The following is a 16624-nucleotide window of genomic DNA, read 5'->3' on the forward strand; positions in this document are numbered from 1 at the left end:
GGGCAGATAGCTCCCAAGAGAAGTTCTTGGAGGCAAACGCAGATGCAAAGCTGAAGCCCCGCCAGGCTCGGCGGATTCCAGGGTCGTTGCAACACGTGGTGAGTTGATCAAGCCGCGAGCAGCTTAGCGAGGCGCTCGGCTGGGGTTTCCCAGCCGAGCGTTTTGCGTGGGCGACTGTTGAGTTCGGCGGCGACGGCGGCCAGTTGCTCGGGGTTGTGGACGGACAGGTCGGTGCCCTTGGGGAAGTACTGCCGCAGCAGGCCATTGGTGTTCTCGTTCGATCCGCGCTGCCAGGGGCTGGCTGGGTCGCAGAAGTAGACCGGATGTCCGTGGCGACGGTGAAGGCGTGGTGGGCGGCCATCTCGGAGCCTTGATCCCAGGTCAGGGACTTGGTCAGGTGTCGCGGCAGGGTCTGGACTGTGGTCTGCAGGGCCGTGCTGACGTCTTCGGCGCCACGGCCCTGGGGCAGGTGGACGAGCATGACGTAACGGGTGGCCCGCTCGACCAGGGTGCCGATGGCGGAGGCGCCGTCCTTGCCGATGATCAGGTCGCCTTCCCAGTGTCCGGGCACGGCCCGGTCGTCCGCTTCGGCAGGCCGCTGGCTGATCATGACCATGGGGTGGGAGAAGCGCGGCTGCCGGGCAGCGGCCTGGCGGTGGGGCCTGCGCCGGGCCCGTCCCGTGCGCAGAGCTCTGGCCAGCTCCCGGCGCAGTTCCCCGCGGCCCTGAACGTAGAGGGCCTGATAGATCGTCTCGTGGACCACGTGCATCTCCGGCCGGTCGGGGAACCGTCTGCGAAGAGCGTGACAGATCTGTTCCGGGCTCCACCGCATCGCCAGGTGAGCCTGGATGAAGTCCCGCAGCTCGGTGTCCTGGCCGATCTTGCTCGGCTTGGGCCGGGGCCGGCGGGCATCGGCCCGGCGCTGAGCGGCGTGGGGACGGTAGGCCCATCGCGTGCGGTCACCGCGCAGGGGTGTGCCGTTGCGGCGTATCTCCCGGCTGACCGTGGACGGACTGCGGCCAAGCTCGGCGGCGATTGCACGGAAGGACGCCTTCTCCCGCAGCCGGTCGGCTATGTGGATGCGCTCGTCTTCCCGCAGGCACCTCGTCGGCGAAGGCTCGGGCTCCTGCTCCACCAGAGCAGGAGCCCGCCGCCGCTTCGGGTCCATCCGGCCGTTTCGCCATTCGCGGCCGGTCCGCTCATGGACGCCGACGCGTCGGCTTGCCTCTCGGTTGGTCAGCCCCATCTGCACGAGCCGGAAGTATTCCTCCCGCTCGGCTCGGAGCTTCACAGGCCCCTGAGCCTTACGAACCTTACGGATCTCGAAGTCCATCGCACCCCTTGAGCTGGGGTGTTGCGACGACCACTAGAACCGAAGCTCATCCTGGCGGGGCTTCTGTGTGGGGTGACGGCAGTAGTTGACGGCAACGTCAGCGGACGAGGGCCGTTGCAGGAGGCGGTTCGTTGCCGTCGACGGCCCTTGTCTTGACATGCATCTGACTGTCGGCGAGTGCGGTGCTGAGGGTGTTGATGGCGTCTTGTTGGAGGCGGAGTCGGACGTGGGCGTAGACGGTGGCGGTGACGCCGATGTGGGCGTGGCCGAGGAGTTCCTTGATCACGACAAGTTCGACGCCCGGCCGGTGTTCGCGGCGACGTCGTAGATGCCGTAGGGCACCGCCTTGCCCAGCTCGTGGTCGGGGAAGTCGTGGGTGTCGACCCGTACCGGCTCGCCTCTGGGCTCCCATTCACGGCCGCTATTTTTGAAGGGGCCGACAAGTTCCTTCTTCTTCGTGTCCACACTGATCACCGGCTCCCCGTTGAGTCAGCGGCGTACTTCCCTGTACTGGGTGGGCTGGAACCGAAGAGCCGGTAGAAGTCGGTGTCTCACGGGGAGTTCAGCGGCTCGGCGGACACCTCGATATGGCTGACCCACTTGATTGAGGCGATCCCCACCCAGGAAGGCACAACCACCCGCACCGGAAAGCCGTGGTCGTAAGGGAGCGGTTTGCTGTTCATCTCATATGCGAGCGGTACATCGTCGAGCGCCTTGCTGACCGGCAGCGGCCGCCGGACCCGGCCGTAGTCCACCCCCGGTCACATAGGGGTCATCCAGCCCACGCGGCATCACATCGACAGCGTGGCCGGTGCTGCCAGCCCGGCGCGCAGCACGTCAGCGAGCGGCACCCCGCGGCACCCCGCGCCACCGCGCGCCACCGCGCGACGCTGATGCCGCCGAGCCGCCAAGGGGTGCCGGAGACGTGTCTCCCTGCTGGGTGGTGTAGAAGCTACGGCCGTTACCCGTGCACTCCAGAAACACGGTACGGGTGACCGAGGGCAGGGCCCGCAGTTCGTCGTATCGGAATCGGACAGCCATGTCGAAACCGGGCGCACCCCTGATGCCCGAGCCCCAGATCATCAGCTGCCACTTCGCGGCTTCCAGGTGGGCGTCACGGTGTGATTGCGTACGAAGAAACGGTCGGTGGGTGTGAGCAGCCCGGTGCCATGCAGAGCGGCCCAGTTGGTCTCGACGCTGGTGCCGTGGCGGGCGAACAGCTCAGGCGGCAACGGCTTGACGATGCCGGGCCCCTCAGCCACCCAGGCGGCCGGGCCGGGCCCCGGGCGCGGTGACCGCCCCGGTAGCGGCGAACAACTTGAGCAGATCCCGTCGCGTGACTGTGCTCATCTTGGGTGCCAAGATTCCTGCTTCCTCTGAGCTGGACAGTCCGGGACATCCGATCCTTGGATCGATGACTCGCGCTGACTCGCCCCCGGACCCAGGGGCAGCAGGAATAAGACATGGCCAGACGTCACTCCTTGTTCCTGGCTGCGGGTACGCCGCGGCGCGTTACTCCTGCCCCGGCACAGTGAACTCGCCCAGGAGGGACCAGTCATCCTGCGGGATCGACATGTTCACGATCCGGGGCGTCCGGGCCAGGTAGGGCGGCAGGGTCTTCTGCGCGGTCTTGAAGTGCTCGGACTGCACGTGTGCTGCCCCGGCCTCGTCGTCGCGGAATGCCTCGACCAGGACGTACTCCGTCGGGTCCGCGATGTTCCGGGACCAGTCGAACCACAGGCAGCCCGGCTCACCGCGCGAGGCGGCGGTGAAGTCGGCGGCGATCTCCGGCCACCGGTCAGCGTGCTCGGGGCGGATGTTGAACTTGGCGGTGATGAAGATCATCAGACTCCCTTACGAGGCTGCTTCGGCGGTTCCGTGGACGAAAGCCACCCTATGCGGGGCACGCGCGGAGTCTCGCAGCAGCACTCAAAAGGCCGGACAGAACCATCCGCACCATCAGGGTGCCCGTTAATGGGCGGCCACGCCCGCCCATTGACGGGTGTATGTGCCGAATCCGAAAATGTGACGGTGTCTTCACCCTTAGGCTCTCCCTGTGGCGGGATACGTGGCGCTGTTGCGCGGGGTCAATGTCGGCGGGCACAGGAAGGTGCCGATGGCCGAATTGCGGGAGCTGATGGCGGGGCTGGGGTGGGAGGGAATCCGTACGCATCTGCAGAGCGGGAACGCTGTCTTCAGCGCCGAGGGGCGCAGTACGGAGGAGCTGGCGGCGGAGTTGGAGCGGGCTGTTGGCCGGCACTTCGGGTTTGAGGTTGGCTGTCTTGTGCGGACGGGTGAGGAGCTGCGCGGTGCGATGGAGCGTTGTCCTTTTCCGGCGGCGGAGCTGGATCCAGCCAAATTGCTGGTGCTGTTTCTGAGCGAGCCACTGGATCCCGTACGGCTGGCTCCGGTTGACCCGGCGGCATACGCGCCGGATGAGTTTCAGCTGGTGAGGCGGGAGATTTTCTGCTGGTTCCCGGGCGGTATGGGCCGTAGCAAGCTGCCGGGTGCGCTGGCCGGGGCTGCCAAGGGGCTCACGGTCACCGGACGCAACTGGCGTACGGTCAGTACCCTTGCTGAGCTGGTGAATTAGCTGCCCGGCCCTCCTGGGCCCCCTGGGATGACGCGGTGGCGTTGCGTATGTCACACGCGCCGTGGGGGTTGAGCTGAGCGCGTCAATCCGACAGAGTTTCGACTCAATCGAACGCGGTTTCTTGCGCGTTCGAGTGCTGCGTTATGGCGCAGTGTTCAGCCCCCCACACGACCACCACGAGGAGGACCCCTCGTCATGGCACAACACCAGCGTGGAAAGCGCCGTCGGCTGATCCTGGCTATATCCGCCGCGGCCGCGGTAACGGCAGGAGCGACGCTCCTGACACTTCCGGCCGGCGCGTCTCCCGCCGAGTCTCCCGCCGAGGGCACCATCTACGGCGCGGACGCCACGGACGCCGTCAAGGGCAGCTATATCGTACTGCTCAAGGACGGAAAGGACGGCGTGCAGGCGGCGTCCGACGGTAAGGGCCTCGCCAAGAAGTACGGCGGCGAAGTCAAGAAGACCTACAAGTCAGCTGTCAACGGCTTCTCGGCCAGCAGCCTGAGCGAGACCGAGGCCAAGCGGCTCGCGGCCGACCCGGCCGTCGACAAGGTCGTCCAGAATCAGCGCTTCAGCATTGACGCCACCCAGGAGAATCCGCCGTCCTGGGGCCTGGACCGAATCGACCAGGAAGAGACCAAGGGCAATGACGCCTACACCTACACGGACAGCGCGGGGGAGGGAGTGACCGCGTATGTCATCGACACCGGCGTCCGGATCAGCCACTCGGACTTCGAAGGCCGTGCCGAGTACGGCTTTGACGCCGTCGACGGGGATGAGGAGGCCGATGACGGCAACGGTCACGGTACCCATGTCGCGGGAACCATCGCCGGTGCTGAGCACGGTGTCGCCAAGAAGGCCAGGGTTGTCGCCGTCCGCGTCCTGGACGACGACGGCTCCGGCACCACCGAGGGCGTCATCGCGGGCATCGACTGGGTGACCGAGAACGCCGACGGTTCGTCAGTCGCCAATATGTCCCTGGGCGGCGGCGCGGACGAGGCACTGGACGCGGCCGTCCGCAAGTCCATCGAGGCGGGCATCACCTACGGCGTCGCCGCTGGCAATGAGTCCACCGACGCCGGCCAGGGCTCTCCGGCCCGGATCAAGGAGGCGATCACCGTCGCCTCCAGCACCGACACCGACGAGCAGTCGGACTTCTCCAACTACGGGGGTGTCATCGATCTCTACGCGCCGGGCTCGGACATCACCTCCACCTGGATCGGTGACGACAAGGCCACCAAGACCATCTCCGGTACCTCGATGGCGGCCCCGCATGTGGCCGGCGCCGCGGTGCTCTACCTGGCCGAGAACCCCGGGGCCGCTCCCGCGGACGTCGAGTCGGCCCTGACCGGCTCCGCCACCCCGGACGCCATCGGCAACGCGACTGACGGCACCCCGAACCTGCTGCTGAGGGTCGGCGAGTAAGGGGGCGCAGCTCCCGTAATCGACAGCCCGCCCGCCGTACTCACCCCCATGGGGTACGGCGGGCGGCGCGTATGTGGGTCAGGGCGCGGTACGGCGAACCCCTCGATAGGAGAAGGCCCGCAGCGCCCACTCGACGGGCCCGTACCGATGCCGCCGCAGCCAGTACGCGCTGAGCAGCATCTGGCTTACGAAGATGACCACCGCGATGCCCAGCACGGTCAGCGGGGAGAGGCTGCCGACCAGCCCGGCGCCAATCCCGGTGAAGATCAGTACGCAGATCAGCGACTGAGCCAGATAGTTGGTGAGCGCCATCCGCCCGGCCGGAGCGAGCGCGTTCATGAGCTTCGTCCCGCGTGTGGTCTCAAACAGCCGCAGCACCGTGGCGGCATACGCGGCGGCCAGGAACGGCGCGGTGAGCGAGGTGATGGCGACGCCGGTGAGGCTGTGCGGTCCGCCCAGCGCGGTCAACAGCACAGCGCCGGTGAGGCCGATGGGGAAGCCCGCGTACTGCACGCGGCTCAGCAGCCGGGTGTGCGCGGGTATATGGGCCATCACGCGGTGGCGCCCGGCGACCAGCCCGAGCAGGAACATCGCCAGCGCCGTCGGTGCCTGCTGGAAGAGCAGCCCCGCCGCCATCCGCGGCAGCATCTCGAAACGCCCGGCTATGACCGAGCCGAGCCCGCCGGAGAACGCCTCCGTGGTCGCCCGGCCATCGGCGAGCGCGGCGGATTCATCGACCGCCGTGAGCCCGGCGACCGCCATCGAGGTGAACAGCAGCACGACCCAGCCGACCAGCACCGCGGCGGTGATGAGCGCTGTGCGGGTACGGACGCCCCGCAGCGCGTAGAGCAGCAGCCCCAGCAGAGCGTAGGTGGTGAGGATGTCGCCCTGAAAGAGCAGTACGGCGTGCAGCGCGCCCAGCAGGAACAGCCCGGCCAGCCGCCGGAAGTGGCGTGGCCGGAAGGCGGCACCGGCCCGGTCGGCGGAGGCCGTCTGCAGGGTGAAGCTATAGCCGAAGAGGAAGGAGAAGAGGAGATAGAACTTCATCTCGAACAGCAGCGTCACCACTGCGCGAACGCCATGGTCGAGCGGAGAGTCGAAGGCGGGGTCGGTCACGCCGTGGAAGGCGTAGCCCGAGGCGAAATAGGCGATATTGACGATGAGAATGCCGAAGAGCGCGAAGCCGCGCAGCCCGTCCACATTCCGCATCCGGGGCGGGGTGGACGTGGTCGCGGGGCGGAGCTCGGCGGGATGAGTGCTCATGCTCCTGACGTTAGAGAAGGGCGGCATCGCACGGAATCGGGCTAACCCCCCGGGCGGGGTGGTGCTGAGTGCATCCCGGAGCGGATAAGGCGCACTTCGGACCGTGGCGCTCGCTGAGCGACCGAGTAGCGTGAGCGAGGAGTAAGAGAAGTATGAACAACCCACAGGTATTAGTGCAGGAAGCCACGGATGCACAGCGGTCGGTGATCGAGCGGTTGGCGCAGCTGGAGCGCCACGATCTGTCGGCCTTCCGGGGCTATACCCCGGACGCCGATGGCGTGTTCGCCTTTGACAGGCTTCCGAACTTCTTCAGCGAGCCGGACCGCCATGCGTATCTGATCCACTACGGGGAAACGCTCGCCGGTTTCGCCCTCACCCGTGGGCTGTCCGATGGCGGGACCTCGGTCTACGCCTTCTTTGTCGTGCGGGCACTGCGCCGGCGGTCGGTTGGCCACCGGGCCGCGCTCGAGCTGCTGCGGCTGCGTCCTGGCCGCTGGGGGATCGCCTTCCAGGAGGAGAACGCGGGCGCCGCCCGCTTCTGGCGGCAGGTCGCCACCGCCGCCGTCGGCACGGCCTGGCAGGAGGAGCTGCGGCCAGGGCCCGCCGGCATGGCGCCGGACACCTGGCTGCTGCTGGACACCCAGGGGGAAACGCGATGAAGCCCACGCTGATGCGCCATGGCGTCGGCCTCGTCACCGTGCTCGCGGCCACCCGAGAACCCTGGCTTCTGCCTCCGGGGGCAGCCCGACCGGTGGGAGGCCGGAGCGGTGTGGCTCCCAGCCGGGGTTCCGGCACAGCCAGGCCCAGGTGTCGGAGACCGTCTCTGCGACCGGGCGGCAGCGCAGTCCGGCGGCGAGCGCCTTGGAGACATCGGTCTGGTGGATCGCTGCGTGGAGCTCGCCCGGCGGCAGCCAGATCGGCAGCTGGGTCCAGGGCTCGAGCCCGGCCGCCAGAATCCTTTCCGGCTCGATCCACCGCAGCTCAGCGCCGGAACCGGTCACCTGGACGCAGAGGTCCAGCAGCTCACCCATCGTGGTGTGCCCGGGTGGGCTGACCATGTTGTACGGGCCGCCGAGTCCGCGCTCGGCGGCGTCCAGGGTCCAGCTCGCCAGATCGCGGGCGTCGATGTACTGCAGCTCCAGCCCGTACGGCCCAGGGGCCAGCACCGGGCCGCCGCCCTGGGCGATCCGGCGCAGCCACCAGGGCAGCCGTCCGATGTTCTCGTACGGTCCGAGGATCAGCCCGGCCCGTACGAACAGCGCCCGCTCCCCGAAGACCTCTTCGGCGGCCAGCTCGCCGCCCCGCTTGTCCTGCGCGTACTCCGTGGCCCCAGCGTCCGCCGACGCCGCCACCAGTGGCGCGCCCTCATCAGAACCGGCCGCGGACGGCCAGGCGTACACGGACCCGCTGGAGATGTACGCATAGTGCCCCACCCGCCCCGCCAGCAGCCGCGCGGCATCCCGTACGGCCCGGGGCGCGCCCGTCCATGTATCGACGACGGCATCCCAGGCGCCGCTTTCCAGCGCGGCGAGCTCAGCCTCCGCATCGCGGTCGCCGGTACGGACCTGGGCACCCGCCGGGGGCTGCCGGGTCCCCCGGTTGAAAAGGGTCACCCGCCACCCCCGCGCCACCGCTTCCTCGGCCACGGCCCGCCCGACAAAGTCCGTTCCACCCAGCACCAGAAGTCTCATGCGGCAACTGTCCCCGCTCCCTGGCCCGTTCGGAACGGGTGCTCACCCTCAGCGGAATCGCCGAGAGCGTAAGCCTCACAGGGGCGACGTTTCCGGCTGTGGAGGCCAGTGGGCCGACCGTGGGGCCGAGCACGCCGAGGGTGTTCCGTGGCTAGAGCGTGGCGTGGCCCTCGGCGGTCATCGGCAGCCTGGCCCATACCGTCTTGCCAATGCCTCCCGGGCCTTCCCGCGAGCCCCACTTGGTGCTGAGCATTTCCACGATGCGCAGGCCGCGACCGCCCTCGTCCGTGTCGTCGTCGGTCTCGTTCAGCCGTGGGGGCTCCGGGTGGGCGTCGGACACCTCGATCACGAGTTCTCCGGCCTCGCGGGTGACCGTCACCTCGAAGAACCGGCCCCGCACATGACCGTGGCACACGGCGTTGGCGGCGAGTTCGTTCGTGATGAGGACGGCGTCGCTCACCGTCTGCGACCCACAGCACCAGCTGTGCAGGGTCTGGGTGACTTCGGCCCGTACGTCTGGGACTGAACCGCGCACCGAGGTGTAGCGCATTGACCATCGGTGCACCGTGCATCACCTGGTCCTCATCGTGCATGGATCTTGGAGATCGTGCGTTGGGTCGAGCTGTGAACGAGCTTGTTTATGCGAAGTTATGCAACTCCATCAATCTTCGGCGCCGAGCACGCCACTTGTCGTCCCTCCTGTCCGGGGACGATTCGTCCCCGGACAGGTGTTGGCTTGGGGGCGCTGACCACTGCTTCTCCTGCTCGCGATCCCATGTCGCGGTCCCCGTCACGCTCCGTGGCAGGTCCCCGGTGAGCTCCCCTCCGCGCGGGTACAGCGCTAATGTGACGCATAGATCAAGACTGGTGCCGTCACAGTCCTTGAGGGGAGGCGTCTTGGCCTCATCCCACAGCACGCCGGGCGTAGCGGCCCGGGCCGCTACGCTGCGGGCTGAACTCATCGAACGAGGCTGTACGACAGCGCATATCGCGCAGGCGATCGCGGCGGAGTGCGGTATCCGCCCCCGGGCCGCGTACCGCTACGCTCGGGGTTACTCGGGTCAGCAAGCGGCCGATGTCTACAACGCCCGCTATGGGACAGCGCTTTCCCCGGCCTCGATGACGAAGAAGAGAATCAGCGAGTACGAGATCTGGCCCCTGCCTGGAGTGTCCAGGCGCCCGAGCCGGACCGTCCTGACGCGGCTGGCCGAGATTTACGGGACCACGGTGGACCAGCTCATCGACCATCACGATGTGCGGGCGCTGCCACCAGAAGACGCGCGAGGTCTCCTGGCGACGGCTTCGGCCTCGGGCTCTCCCGAAGGAGGCGACACCACGAAGCGCCGTACCGCGTTGAAAGCTCTGGGGCTGGCCGCCGGGAGCAGCGGGCTGAATGTCTCACCCGGCGAGGCAATGGCCTTCACCCGTGAACTGGAGCGGACCGACCTCGGCCCGGACACTCTTGAGCATCTGGATGTGCAGCTCCACCACCTGGGCAGTATGTACGCTGCCTCCCCGCCGGCCGAGATCTGGCAGGCGGCCGCGTTGCTGCGTCGGCACACGGCCGAACTGCTCTCCAGACGCCACACCTTGACCGAGGGCCGGGAACTGGCCCGTTGCGCGGGGATGCAGTCGGTGGTCCTGGCCTGGGCGGCGCACGACATGGGCAGGGTCGGCGTCGCCGAGGCGTACTGCGTCGACGCCCACGCCCACGGACGTCAGGCCGGGGTGCCCGAGGTATGCGCCTGGGCCGATGACGCCCGCGCCACTATCGCTCTCTACGACGACCGCCCGCAGCAGGCGCTGGCGGCCGCCCAACGCGGCTTCGCCGCAGCGCCGGTGGACTCACCGGCCGCCGCCCGGCTCGCCGCCCAGATCTCCCGGGCCTGCGCCAAGGTCGGCGACGGGGTCCGCTTCGAGGAGGCGAACCGGGTGGCCCGCCAGTACGCTGACCGGCTCCCCGCCCATGGCGCCGGACTCTTCGGCGCCGACGCCGTACGCCTCTCCTCCTACGACGCCTCCAGCCATCTCTGGCTCGGCGACCCCGCCCGTGCCCACCGAGCCGCTGAGCAGGCCACCGCCCAGTACCGGGAAGTGCCGCACGGGAAACAGTCCCCGACCAGGATGGCCATCGCCCAGATCGACCTGGGTGCGGCCCGCGCCGCGCTCGGGGAGATCGACGGAGCGATCGAGAGCGGCCGGGCAGCGGTGCGGTGCGAGCGGCTTGTGGGTTCCATCGCCACCCGGGCCACCGAACTGTGCGCGGCACTGATGCGGATGGCCCCGGACACCGCCGAGGTACGTGACTTCGCCCAGGAGGTACGTACCGCGAGACCGCCGCTCAGCCGTTAGGCGGTACCAGTCCATCGCGTACGTCGAGCACGGTCATCCCCAGGGCGCGCGCCGCCACCTCATCGGCGTCCTCCACCGCCAGACAGCGGATCCGGGTCTCACCGAGCCGTGACGCCTGACGGTCGGTGGTAGCGGGCTTGACCGTGGTGAGCCCTTGCCGACGAGTTCATCCCGCAGCCAGCGCCTTCGCCTTCGAGGAACTGCGGGAATTACTGCTGACCCCCAGGGGGACCTGCCGCGCCATCGATGCCTACCCCGCCGACACGGGCACGGTGTCCCACTCCGATAACCGCCTTCATCGCCAACCCAGGACCCCTCATCTCCCACAAGGACGTGTCTCGATGGGGCGAGCACGCGGCGGCGCTTTCTCCGTACGCACTTTCGTGGGAGGCCACTTCTCTTTGGAGGCTCCGCTACGGCACCGAGCGGCTACGGGGAAGCGCGGGGTTCAGCTGGTTGAGAGCGTGGTCGTCTGGCGCCCGCTGTGAGCCTACGCCGCGAAGGCGGCGAACTCGCGGGAGCGGGCCTCGTCGTAGCGGTGCAGCAGCAGCCGGGCCAGCTCGGGGGCGTCGCCCAGGACCGGGGCGAGGAGGTCGGCGCCCGACTCCCGGGCGTCGGCGGCGATACGGTCCGGGAGGAAGCCCGGGGCGATGACGTAGGGGGCGACGGCCACCCGGTGGATGCCGTCCGCGCGCAGGGCGCGGACGGCATCCACCGTGCGGGGCAGGGATGCGGAGGCGAACGCAGGCCGCACGGCGCACCAACCAGTGGTACGCCGCCACTCCCGCGCGATTTCAGCGATCACTGCGATCGCCTCCGGGTCTGAGGAGCCCGCCGAGGCCAGCACGACCCCGGTGGAGGGGATGTCGCCGGTGCGGAGACCGGCTTCGGACAGGCGTCGGGTCAGGGCAGCGGTCAGCAAACCGTGCGGGCCCAGTACGTCGGCCTGGGTGATGCGGAGGTGGGGGAGGCGGGCGGCTGTCTCATGCAGTACCGATGGGATGTCGGACTTGGCGTGGAAGGCCCGGGTGAGGAGAAGGGGGAGGGCCACTACGTCGCGGATGCCGTCGGCGTGCAGGCGGGACAGGACCTGGGGGACGGATGGCGCGTTGAAGTCCAGGTAGCCCACCTCGACCCGCAGCCCCGGCCGCAGCGCACGGAGCCGCGCGCACAGCGCGGTCACCGTGGCCGCGTGGCGGGGATCGCGGCTGCCGTGGGCGACGAGGAGGAGGGTGGGGGCGCGCATGGTGGCGGATTCCGTTCAGGTGCCTGCGCCGGTGAGGCCGCGGCTGTGCAGGACGCGGCGCTCCAGCGGGGTGAACAGGGCGGATTCGACGAGGACGCCGACCGCGAGGATGAGGGCGACGGCGGCGAGTACCTGGCTCATGGACTGGGCGGCGTTGCCCTCGGCGAGCATCCGGCCGATGCCGGGCAGGGGAGTGGCGGTGATCAGCTCGGCGGTCATCAGGGCACGCCAGCCAAAGGTCCAGCCCTGGCGGAGGGCGGAGATGAGGCTGGGCAGGGCCGCGGGGAGCAGGACATGCAGGGCGCCGCGTGAGCCGGTGGCGCCCATGGAGTGGCCCGCGCGCAGCAGGAGGGGCGGGACCTGGTCGATTCCGGCGGCCACACCTACCGCGATGGAAGGGACGGCGCCGAGGAGGACGACGGCGTAGACCGCTCCCTCGGAGGGGCCGAGGGCGATGATGGCGATGGGGACGAGCGCGGCGGCGGGCAGCGACTGGATGGACGAGAGGATCGGGCCGAAGAGGGTGCGCAGCGCGCTGAGCCGGGTGAGCAGTACGCCCAGGGGGATGCCGATGGCGGCCGAGGCGCCGAAGCCGATGAGGCAGCGCAGAATGCTGTGTCCGAGGGCAGGCAGCAGAGTGCCGTCGGAGGAGGCGGCGGCCAGTTCGGCCCCCACCGCGGCGGGGGCGGGGAGCGTGCCGGACCACTGGAGGGTGTGGGCGAGCTGCCACAGGGCGAGCACCACGGCGATGGCGAGCAGCGGTGGGGCGGCCTTGGCGAGCATCCGCCGCCCGGCGTCCTTGGCGGGGGCCTGGGTCTCCAGCGCGTCGAGGCCGGAGGCCATCTCCTGTGAGTCGTCCGCCGCCTGTGGGGTGTCCTTGGCGTCAGTGGCGGGCATGTCGGACGATCTCCTCGTGCAGATGGCCGGTGATCTCCCGGGCGAGGGTGGTGACCGCGGTGTCCTCGATCCGGCGCGGGTAGGGGATGTCCACGTCCCACTCGTGGGCGATCCGGCCGGGGCGGGAGGAGAGCAGCACCACTCGCTGGCCGAGGCGGACGGCCTCACGGACGTTGTGGGTGACGAACAGAACGGTCAGGCCGCGCTCCCGCCAGACCCGGGTGAGCTCGTCGTGCAGCAGGTCACGGGTGATGGCGTCCAGCGCGGCGAACGGCTCGTCCATCAGCAGGACCTCGCTGCCCTGGGCCAGCGAACGGGCCAGGGCGACGCGCTGCCGCATACCGCCGGAGAGCTGGTGCACCCGCTTGCCGTAGGCGTCCGGCAGCCGCACCAGATGCAGCAGCTCTTCGGCCTCTGCGCGCCGCTGGGCCTTGGGCACTCCGGCGAGCTTGAGGGCCAGCTCGACATTGCGGCCCGCGCTCAGCCACGGGAACAGCGCATGGTCCTGGAACATCAGCGCCGGGCGGCCGAAGGGCACCCGGGCGGTGCCCGAGGTGGGCTGGTCAAGACCGGCGACCAGGTTGAGCAGGGTGGACTTGCCGCAGCCGGAGGCCCCGAGCAGGCACACGAACTCCCCGGGCGCGGCGTCCAGCTGGATGTCGTCCAGGACGAGCTGCTGGGCGCCGGGGCGGCCGAACACCTTGGAGACATGGTCGAGCTGCACCGCGTAGGGGCGCTCATTGGTCTCGGTGGCGGCGGCAGCGGAGGTTGCCGGGGCGGGGGTGGCGAGTTCAGTGGGCACGGAGGCTGTCCTCTCGTCTTCGCCACCCTGGCCGGGCGGCTATGGCAGGTGAGATCGGACGTGCGGTCGGGCGTACGGGGCGGGGTCGGAGGCGGGCATCAGTGGCGGCATCGCGCCACTCCGCCCTGGCCGCTGCCGAGGGCCCCGCTTCCGATGCGGCCACCGGTCTGGTCGAAGGTGGAGAACACTTCGGTCGCCATGGTCAGAAGTCCCAGCCGTCATCGTCCGGGGTGGACTTCGGGGCGTCCTCGGCCGTTTCGGCGAAGGCGTCTCCGGCCATACCGGCCGTGAGGGTGGTGCCGTCGGCGGGGTCGATGAGGAGGAACGATCCGGTGCGGCGGGAGTCGGCGTAGGCGTCGACCGGCAGCGGCTCGGCGGTACGGATCACGACCCGGCCGATGTCATTGGCCGCCAGCTCACCGGGGGCCGGGTGCTGGGAGAGGTCGTCCAGGGTCAGCCGGGAGGGGATGTCCTTGACGATCGCCTTCACCGTGCGGGTGGTGTGCTTGAGCAGCACCCGCTCGCCGACCTTCAGCGGCCGGTCGTGCAGATGGCAGACCGTGGCGGTGAGGTCCTGGCTGCAGGTCACCGTGGCGTCGGTGGGGGCGATCAGGTCACCCCGGGAGATGTCCAGGTCGTCCGCGAGCCGCACGGTGACGGACTGGGGCGCCCAGGCCACGTCCACGGACTGGCCGAGTGCGTCGATGGCCTCGATGGTGCTCGTACGGCCCGAGGGCAGCACGGTGACCGGGTCGCCCACGCGCAGGATGCCGGAGGCGATCTGGCCCGCGTAGCCACGGTAGTCGGGGTGCTCGGCCGTCTGCGGACGGATCACGTACTGGACCGGGAAGCGGGCCACGTCCTCGGCCGGGTCATGGGTGACCGGGACGGTCTCCAGGTGCTCCAGGACGGTGGGGCCGCCGTACCAGTCCATGGTGGCCGAGGGGGTCACGACGTTGTCGCCCGCGAGTGCGGAGATCGGGATCGTGGTGATCTCCGGGACGCCGAGGGAGGCGGCGTAGCCGGTGAACTCCTCGGCGATGGCCGCGAAGACGGGCTCGGCGTAGTCGACCAGGTCCATCTTGTTGACGGCCAGGACGACGTGCGGGACGCGCAGCAGGGCGGCCACGGCGGCATGGCGGCGGGTCTGCTCCACCACACCGTTGCGGGCGTCGACCAGCACGACGGCCAGCTCGGCGGTGGAGGCGCCGGTGACCATGTTGCGGGTGTACTGCACATGCCCGGGAGTGTCGGCCAGGATGAACCGCCGCTTGGGCGTGGCGAAGTAGCGGTAGGCGACATCGATGGTGATGCCCTGCTCCCGCTCCGCCCGCAGCCCGTCGGTCAGCAGCGCCAGGTCCGGGGCCTCCTGGCCCCGGCTGCGGGAGGCGTGCTCGACCGCCTCCAGCTGGTCGGCCAGCACCGACTTGGAGTCATGCAGCAGCCGCCCCACCAGCGTGGACTTGCCGTCGTCGACGGATCCCGCGGTCGCGAAGCGCAGCAGGGAGGTGGCCGAGGCCTCGATCAGATCGGTGGTGGTGCTCATCAGAAGTACCCCTCGCGCTTACGGTCTTCCATCGCGGCCTCGGAGAGCTTGTCGTCGGCCCGGGTCGCGCCGCGCTCGGTGAGCCGGGAAGCGGCGATCTCGGCGATGACCTTCTCAATGGTGTCGGCGTCGGAATCCACGGCGCCGGTGCAGGACATATCGCCGACCGTGCGGTAGCGCACCAGGCGGGTCTCCACGGTCTCGCCGTCCTTGGGGCCGCCCCACTCGCCCGGCGCCAGCCACATGCCGCTGCGGGCGAAGACCTCGCGCTCATGGGCGTAGTAGATCTCCGGGAGCTCGATCTTCTCCCGGGCGATGTACTGCCACACATCCAGCTCGGTCCAGTTGGACAGCGGGAAGACCCGCACATGCTCGCCGGGGGAGTGGCGGCCGTTGTAGAGCTGCCACAGCTCCGGCCGCTGACGGCGCGGGTCCCAGACACCGAACTCATCACGCAGGGAGAAGACCCGCTCCTTCGCGCGGGCCTTCTCCTCGTCCCGGCGGCCGCCGCCGAAGACCGCGTCAAAACGGTTCTTGTCGATGGCGTCCAGCAGCGGCACCGTCTGCAGCGGATTGCGGGTGCCGTCCGGGCGCTCGCGCAGCTGGCCGCTGTCGATGAACTCCTGCACCGACGCCACATGCAGCCGAAGGCCGTGCTCGGCGACCGTGCGGTCCCGGTAGTCGATGACCTCCGGGAAGTTGTGCCCGGTGTCCACATGCAGCAGAGCGAACGGCACCGGCGCCGGGGCGAACGCCTTCAGCGCCAGATGCAGCATGACGATGGAGTCCTTGCCGCCCGAGAAGAGAATGACGGGACGCTCGAACTCGCCCGCCACCTCACGGAAGATATGCACCGCCTCGGACTCCAGCGCGTCCAGGTGCGTCAGCGCGTAGGGATTGTCCTCCGTCACGCCAGTCCCCTCTCGATCAGCAGCGTGTGCAGCGCCGTCGCGGATTCCTCGACGGTCTGCACATGGGCGTGGATCCGCAGATCCGGGTCTTCCGGAGCCTCATACGGGTCGTCCACACCGGTCAGCCCGGCGATCTCCCCGGCCGCCTGCTTGGCGTAGAGCCCCTTCACATCGCGTACGGAGCACACCTCCACCGGAGTGGCGATATGCACCTCAAGGAAGCCGGTGCCCTCCACCTGATGGCGCTTACGGACCGCCTCCCGGCTGTCCGCGTAGGGCGCGATCACCGGCACGAGCACCTTCACCCCGTGGGAGGCGAGCAGTTCGGCCACGAAGCCGATCCGCTGGACGTTCGTATGCCGGTCCTCGCGGGAAAATCCGAGCCCGGCCGAGAGGAACTCGCGGATCTCATCACCGTCCAGCACCTCCACCCGGTGCCCCTCGCCGCGCAGCCGGTCCGCCAGCGCGGTGGCGATGGTCGTCTTGCCCGCGCTCGGCAGACCGGTGAGCCACACCGTGGCACCCGTCTGAGCCACGCTCATCTCCCGCTCCCTACGTATCTCTT

Annotated in this window: 18 protein-coding genes and 2 pseudogenes; 4 read left to right on the forward strand and 16 right to left on the reverse strand. The window is 69.4% G+C overall.

The window, feature by feature from the left end:
• Positions 1-107 precede the first annotated feature (107 nt).
• The 7 genes and pseudogenes from test1122_RS22545 to test1122_RS22565 all read right to left on the reverse strand — a co-directional run bounded on the left by test1122_RS22545 (position 108) and on the right by test1122_RS22565 (position 3178).
• A pseudogene (locus test1122_RS22545) lies at positions 108-1333 on the reverse strand (IS30 family transposase).
• 97 nt (positions 1334-1430) lie between these two features.
• Positions 1431-1619 (reverse strand): hypothetical protein, encoded by a 189-nt coding sequence (locus test1122_RS22550; RefSeq protein ID WP_232270992.1) that lies wholly within the window; start codon positions 1617-1619, stop codon positions 1431-1433.
• 8 nt (positions 1620-1627) lie between these two features.
• A pseudogene (locus test1122_RS22555) lies at positions 1628-1816 on the reverse strand (ISAzo13-like element transposase-related protein); the annotation flags it as partial.
• Positions 1817-1884: 68 nt separating this feature from the next.
• A complete protein-coding gene (locus tag test1122_RS26875) occupies positions 1885-2088 on the reverse strand; it encodes a molybdopterin-dependent oxidoreductase (protein WP_422397041.1) in 204 nt (67 codons plus the stop codon).
• Between the two features lie 82 nt (positions 2089-2170).
• Positions 2171-2416 carry a molybdopterin-dependent oxidoreductase gene (locus test1122_RS26880; protein WP_422397042.1) on the reverse strand — a complete coding sequence of 82 codons (246 nt, stop codon included), beginning with the start codon at positions 2414-2416 and terminating at the stop codon, positions 2171-2173.
• Positions 2416-2595, reverse strand: coding sequence for a hypothetical protein (locus test1122_RS26885; RefSeq protein ID WP_422397043.1), 180 nt, complete (start codon positions 2593-2595; stop codon positions 2416-2418). Before test1122_RS26885 ends, test1122_RS26880 begins: the two co-directional genes overlap by 1 nt.
• Before the next feature lie 250 nt (positions 2596-2845).
• A complete protein-coding gene (locus test1122_RS22565; RefSeq protein WP_232270993.1) occupies positions 2846-3178 on the reverse strand; it encodes a putative quinol monooxygenase in 333 nt (110 codons plus the stop codon).
• 211 nt (positions 3179-3389) lie between these two features.
• Between test1122_RS22565 and test1122_RS22570 the strand changes: the two genes are divergently transcribed.
• Together test1122_RS22570 and test1122_RS22575 are read left to right on the forward strand one after the other, a co-directional pair.
• Complete coding sequence (locus tag test1122_RS22570) at positions 3390-3926, forward strand: DUF1697 domain-containing protein (protein ID WP_232270994.1); 537 nt, start codon at positions 3390-3392, stop codon at positions 3924-3926.
• 195 nt (positions 3927-4121) lie between these two features.
• The gene (locus test1122_RS22575) at positions 4122-5351 is read left to right on the forward strand and encodes a S8 family peptidase (protein WP_232270995.1); all 1230 of its coding nucleotides are present in this window, start codon (positions 4122-4124) and stop codon (positions 5349-5351) included.
• A gap of 78 nt (positions 5352-5429) precedes the next feature.
• Here the strand turns inward: test1122_RS22575 and test1122_RS22580 are convergent, their stop codons facing one another.
• Complete coding sequence (locus tag test1122_RS22580) at positions 5430-6614, reverse strand: DUF418 domain-containing protein (RefSeq protein ID WP_232270996.1); 1185 nt, start codon at positions 6612-6614, stop codon at positions 5430-5432.
• Positions 6615-6766: 152 nt separating this feature from the next.
• Between test1122_RS22580 and test1122_RS22585 the strand changes: the two genes are divergently transcribed.
• Positions 6767-7273 carry a GNAT family N-acetyltransferase gene (locus tag test1122_RS22585; protein WP_232270997.1) on the forward strand — a complete coding sequence of 169 codons (507 nt, stop codon included), beginning with the start codon at positions 6767-6769 and terminating at the stop codon, positions 7271-7273.
• A 33-nt stretch (positions 7274-7306) separates the two neighbouring features.
• On the opposite strand, the gene test1122_RS22590 is transcribed toward test1122_RS22585, so the two are convergent.
• Both test1122_RS22590 and test1122_RS22595 read right to left on the reverse strand, forming a co-directional pair.
• Entirely contained in the window at positions 7307-8305 is a 999-nt protein-coding gene (locus tag test1122_RS22590) for an NAD-dependent epimerase/dehydratase family protein (RefSeq protein ID WP_232270998.1), read from the reverse strand.
• 151 nt (positions 8306-8456) lie between these two features.
• On the reverse strand, positions 8457-8870 hold the full coding sequence (locus tag test1122_RS22595) for an ATP-binding protein (RefSeq protein WP_232270999.1): 414 nt from the start codon (positions 8868-8870) through the stop codon (positions 8457-8459).
• A gap of 332 nt (positions 8871-9202) precedes the next feature.
• Between test1122_RS22595 and test1122_RS22600 the strand changes: the two genes are divergently transcribed.
• Positions 9203-10657 (forward strand): NsdA family TPR-like regulatory protein, encoded by a 1455-nt coding sequence (locus test1122_RS22600; RefSeq protein ID WP_232271000.1) that lies wholly within the window; start codon positions 9203-9205, stop codon positions 10655-10657.
• A gap of 490 nt (positions 10658-11147) precedes the next feature.
• On the opposite strand, the gene test1122_RS22605 is transcribed toward test1122_RS22600, so the two are convergent.
• From test1122_RS22605 to cysC, 6 genes are all read right to left on the reverse strand, one after another.
• Positions 11148-11903, reverse strand: coding sequence for a sirohydrochlorin chelatase (locus test1122_RS22605; protein ID WP_232271001.1), 756 nt, complete (start codon positions 11901-11903; stop codon positions 11148-11150).
• 15 nt (positions 11904-11918) lie between these two features.
• Positions 11919-12800: an ABC transporter permease gene (locus tag test1122_RS22610; RefSeq protein WP_232271002.1), complete on the reverse strand. Its 882-nt coding sequence runs from the start codon at positions 12798-12800 to the stop codon at positions 11919-11921.
• A complete protein-coding gene (locus test1122_RS22615; protein WP_422397044.1) occupies positions 12787-13602 on the reverse strand; it encodes an ABC transporter ATP-binding protein in 816 nt (271 codons plus the stop codon). The genes test1122_RS22610 and test1122_RS22615 overlap by 14 nt, the downstream gene beginning before the upstream one ends.
• Positions 13603-13804: 202 nt before the next feature.
• Entirely contained in the window at positions 13805-15148 is a 1344-nt protein-coding gene (locus test1122_RS22625; RefSeq protein WP_232271004.1) for a sulfate adenylyltransferase subunit 1, read from the reverse strand.
• On the reverse strand, positions 15148-16059 hold the full coding sequence (gene cysD, locus test1122_RS22630) for a sulfate adenylyltransferase subunit CysD (protein WP_232271005.1): 912 nt from the start codon (positions 16057-16059) through the stop codon (positions 15148-15150). The genes test1122_RS22625 and cysD overlap by 1 nt, the downstream gene beginning before the upstream one ends.
• Positions 16056-16601 carry an adenylyl-sulfate kinase gene (gene cysC / locus test1122_RS22635; RefSeq protein ID WP_232271006.1) on the reverse strand — a complete coding sequence of 182 codons (546 nt, stop codon included), beginning with the start codon at positions 16599-16601 and terminating at the stop codon, positions 16056-16058. Before cysC ends, cysD begins: the two co-directional genes overlap by 4 nt.
• Between the last annotated feature and the right edge of the window lie 23 nt (positions 16602-16624).

The sequence above is a fragment of the Streptomyces gobiensis genome (assembly GCF_021216675.1).
GTDB classification, from domain to species: Bacteria; Actinomycetota; Actinomycetes; order Streptomycetales; family Streptomycetaceae; genus Streptomyces; species Streptomyces gobiensis.

What these genes read in the sequence shown, in the direction of transcription:
- test1122_RS22610 (WP_232271002.1), bottom strand. Translation starts at nt 12,800, where the DNA reads ATGCCCGCCACTGACGCCAAGGACACCCCACAGGCGGCGGACGACTCA.
- cysC (WP_232271006.1), bottom strand. Translation starts at nt 16,601, where the DNA reads ATGAGCGTGGCTCAGACGGGTGCCACGGTGTGGCTCACCGGTCTGCCG.
- test1122_RS22580 (WP_232270996.1), bottom strand. Translation starts at nt 6,614, where the DNA reads ATGAGCACTCATCCCGCCGAGCTCCGCCCCGCGACCACGTCCACCCCG.
- test1122_RS22605 (WP_232271001.1), bottom strand. Translation starts at nt 11,903, where the DNA reads ATGCGCGCCCCCACCCTCCTCCTCGTCGCCCACGGCAGCCGCGATCCC.
- test1122_RS22585 (WP_232270997.1), top strand. Translation starts at nt 6,767, where the DNA reads ATGAACAACCCACAGGTATTAGTGCAGGAAGCCACGGATGCACAGCGG.
- test1122_RS22565 (WP_232270993.1), bottom strand. Translation starts at nt 3,178, where the DNA reads ATGATCTTCATCACCGCCAAGTTCAACATCCGCCCCGAGCACGCTGAC.
- test1122_RS22590 (WP_232270998.1), bottom strand. Translation starts at nt 8,305, where the DNA reads ATGAGACTTCTGGTGCTGGGTGGAACGGACTTTGTCGGGCGGGCCGTG.
- test1122_RS22625 (WP_232271004.1), bottom strand. Translation starts at nt 15,148, where the DNA reads ATGAGCACCACCACCGATCTGATCGAGGCCTCGGCCACCTCCCTGCTG.
- test1122_RS22575 (WP_232270995.1), top strand. Translation starts at nt 4,122, where the DNA reads ATGGCACAACACCAGCGTGGAAAGCGCCGTCGGCTGATCCTGGCTATA.
- test1122_RS26880 (WP_422397042.1), bottom strand. Translation starts at nt 2,416, where the DNA reads ATGATCTGGGGCTCGGGCATCAGGGGTGCGCCCGGTTTCGACATGGCT.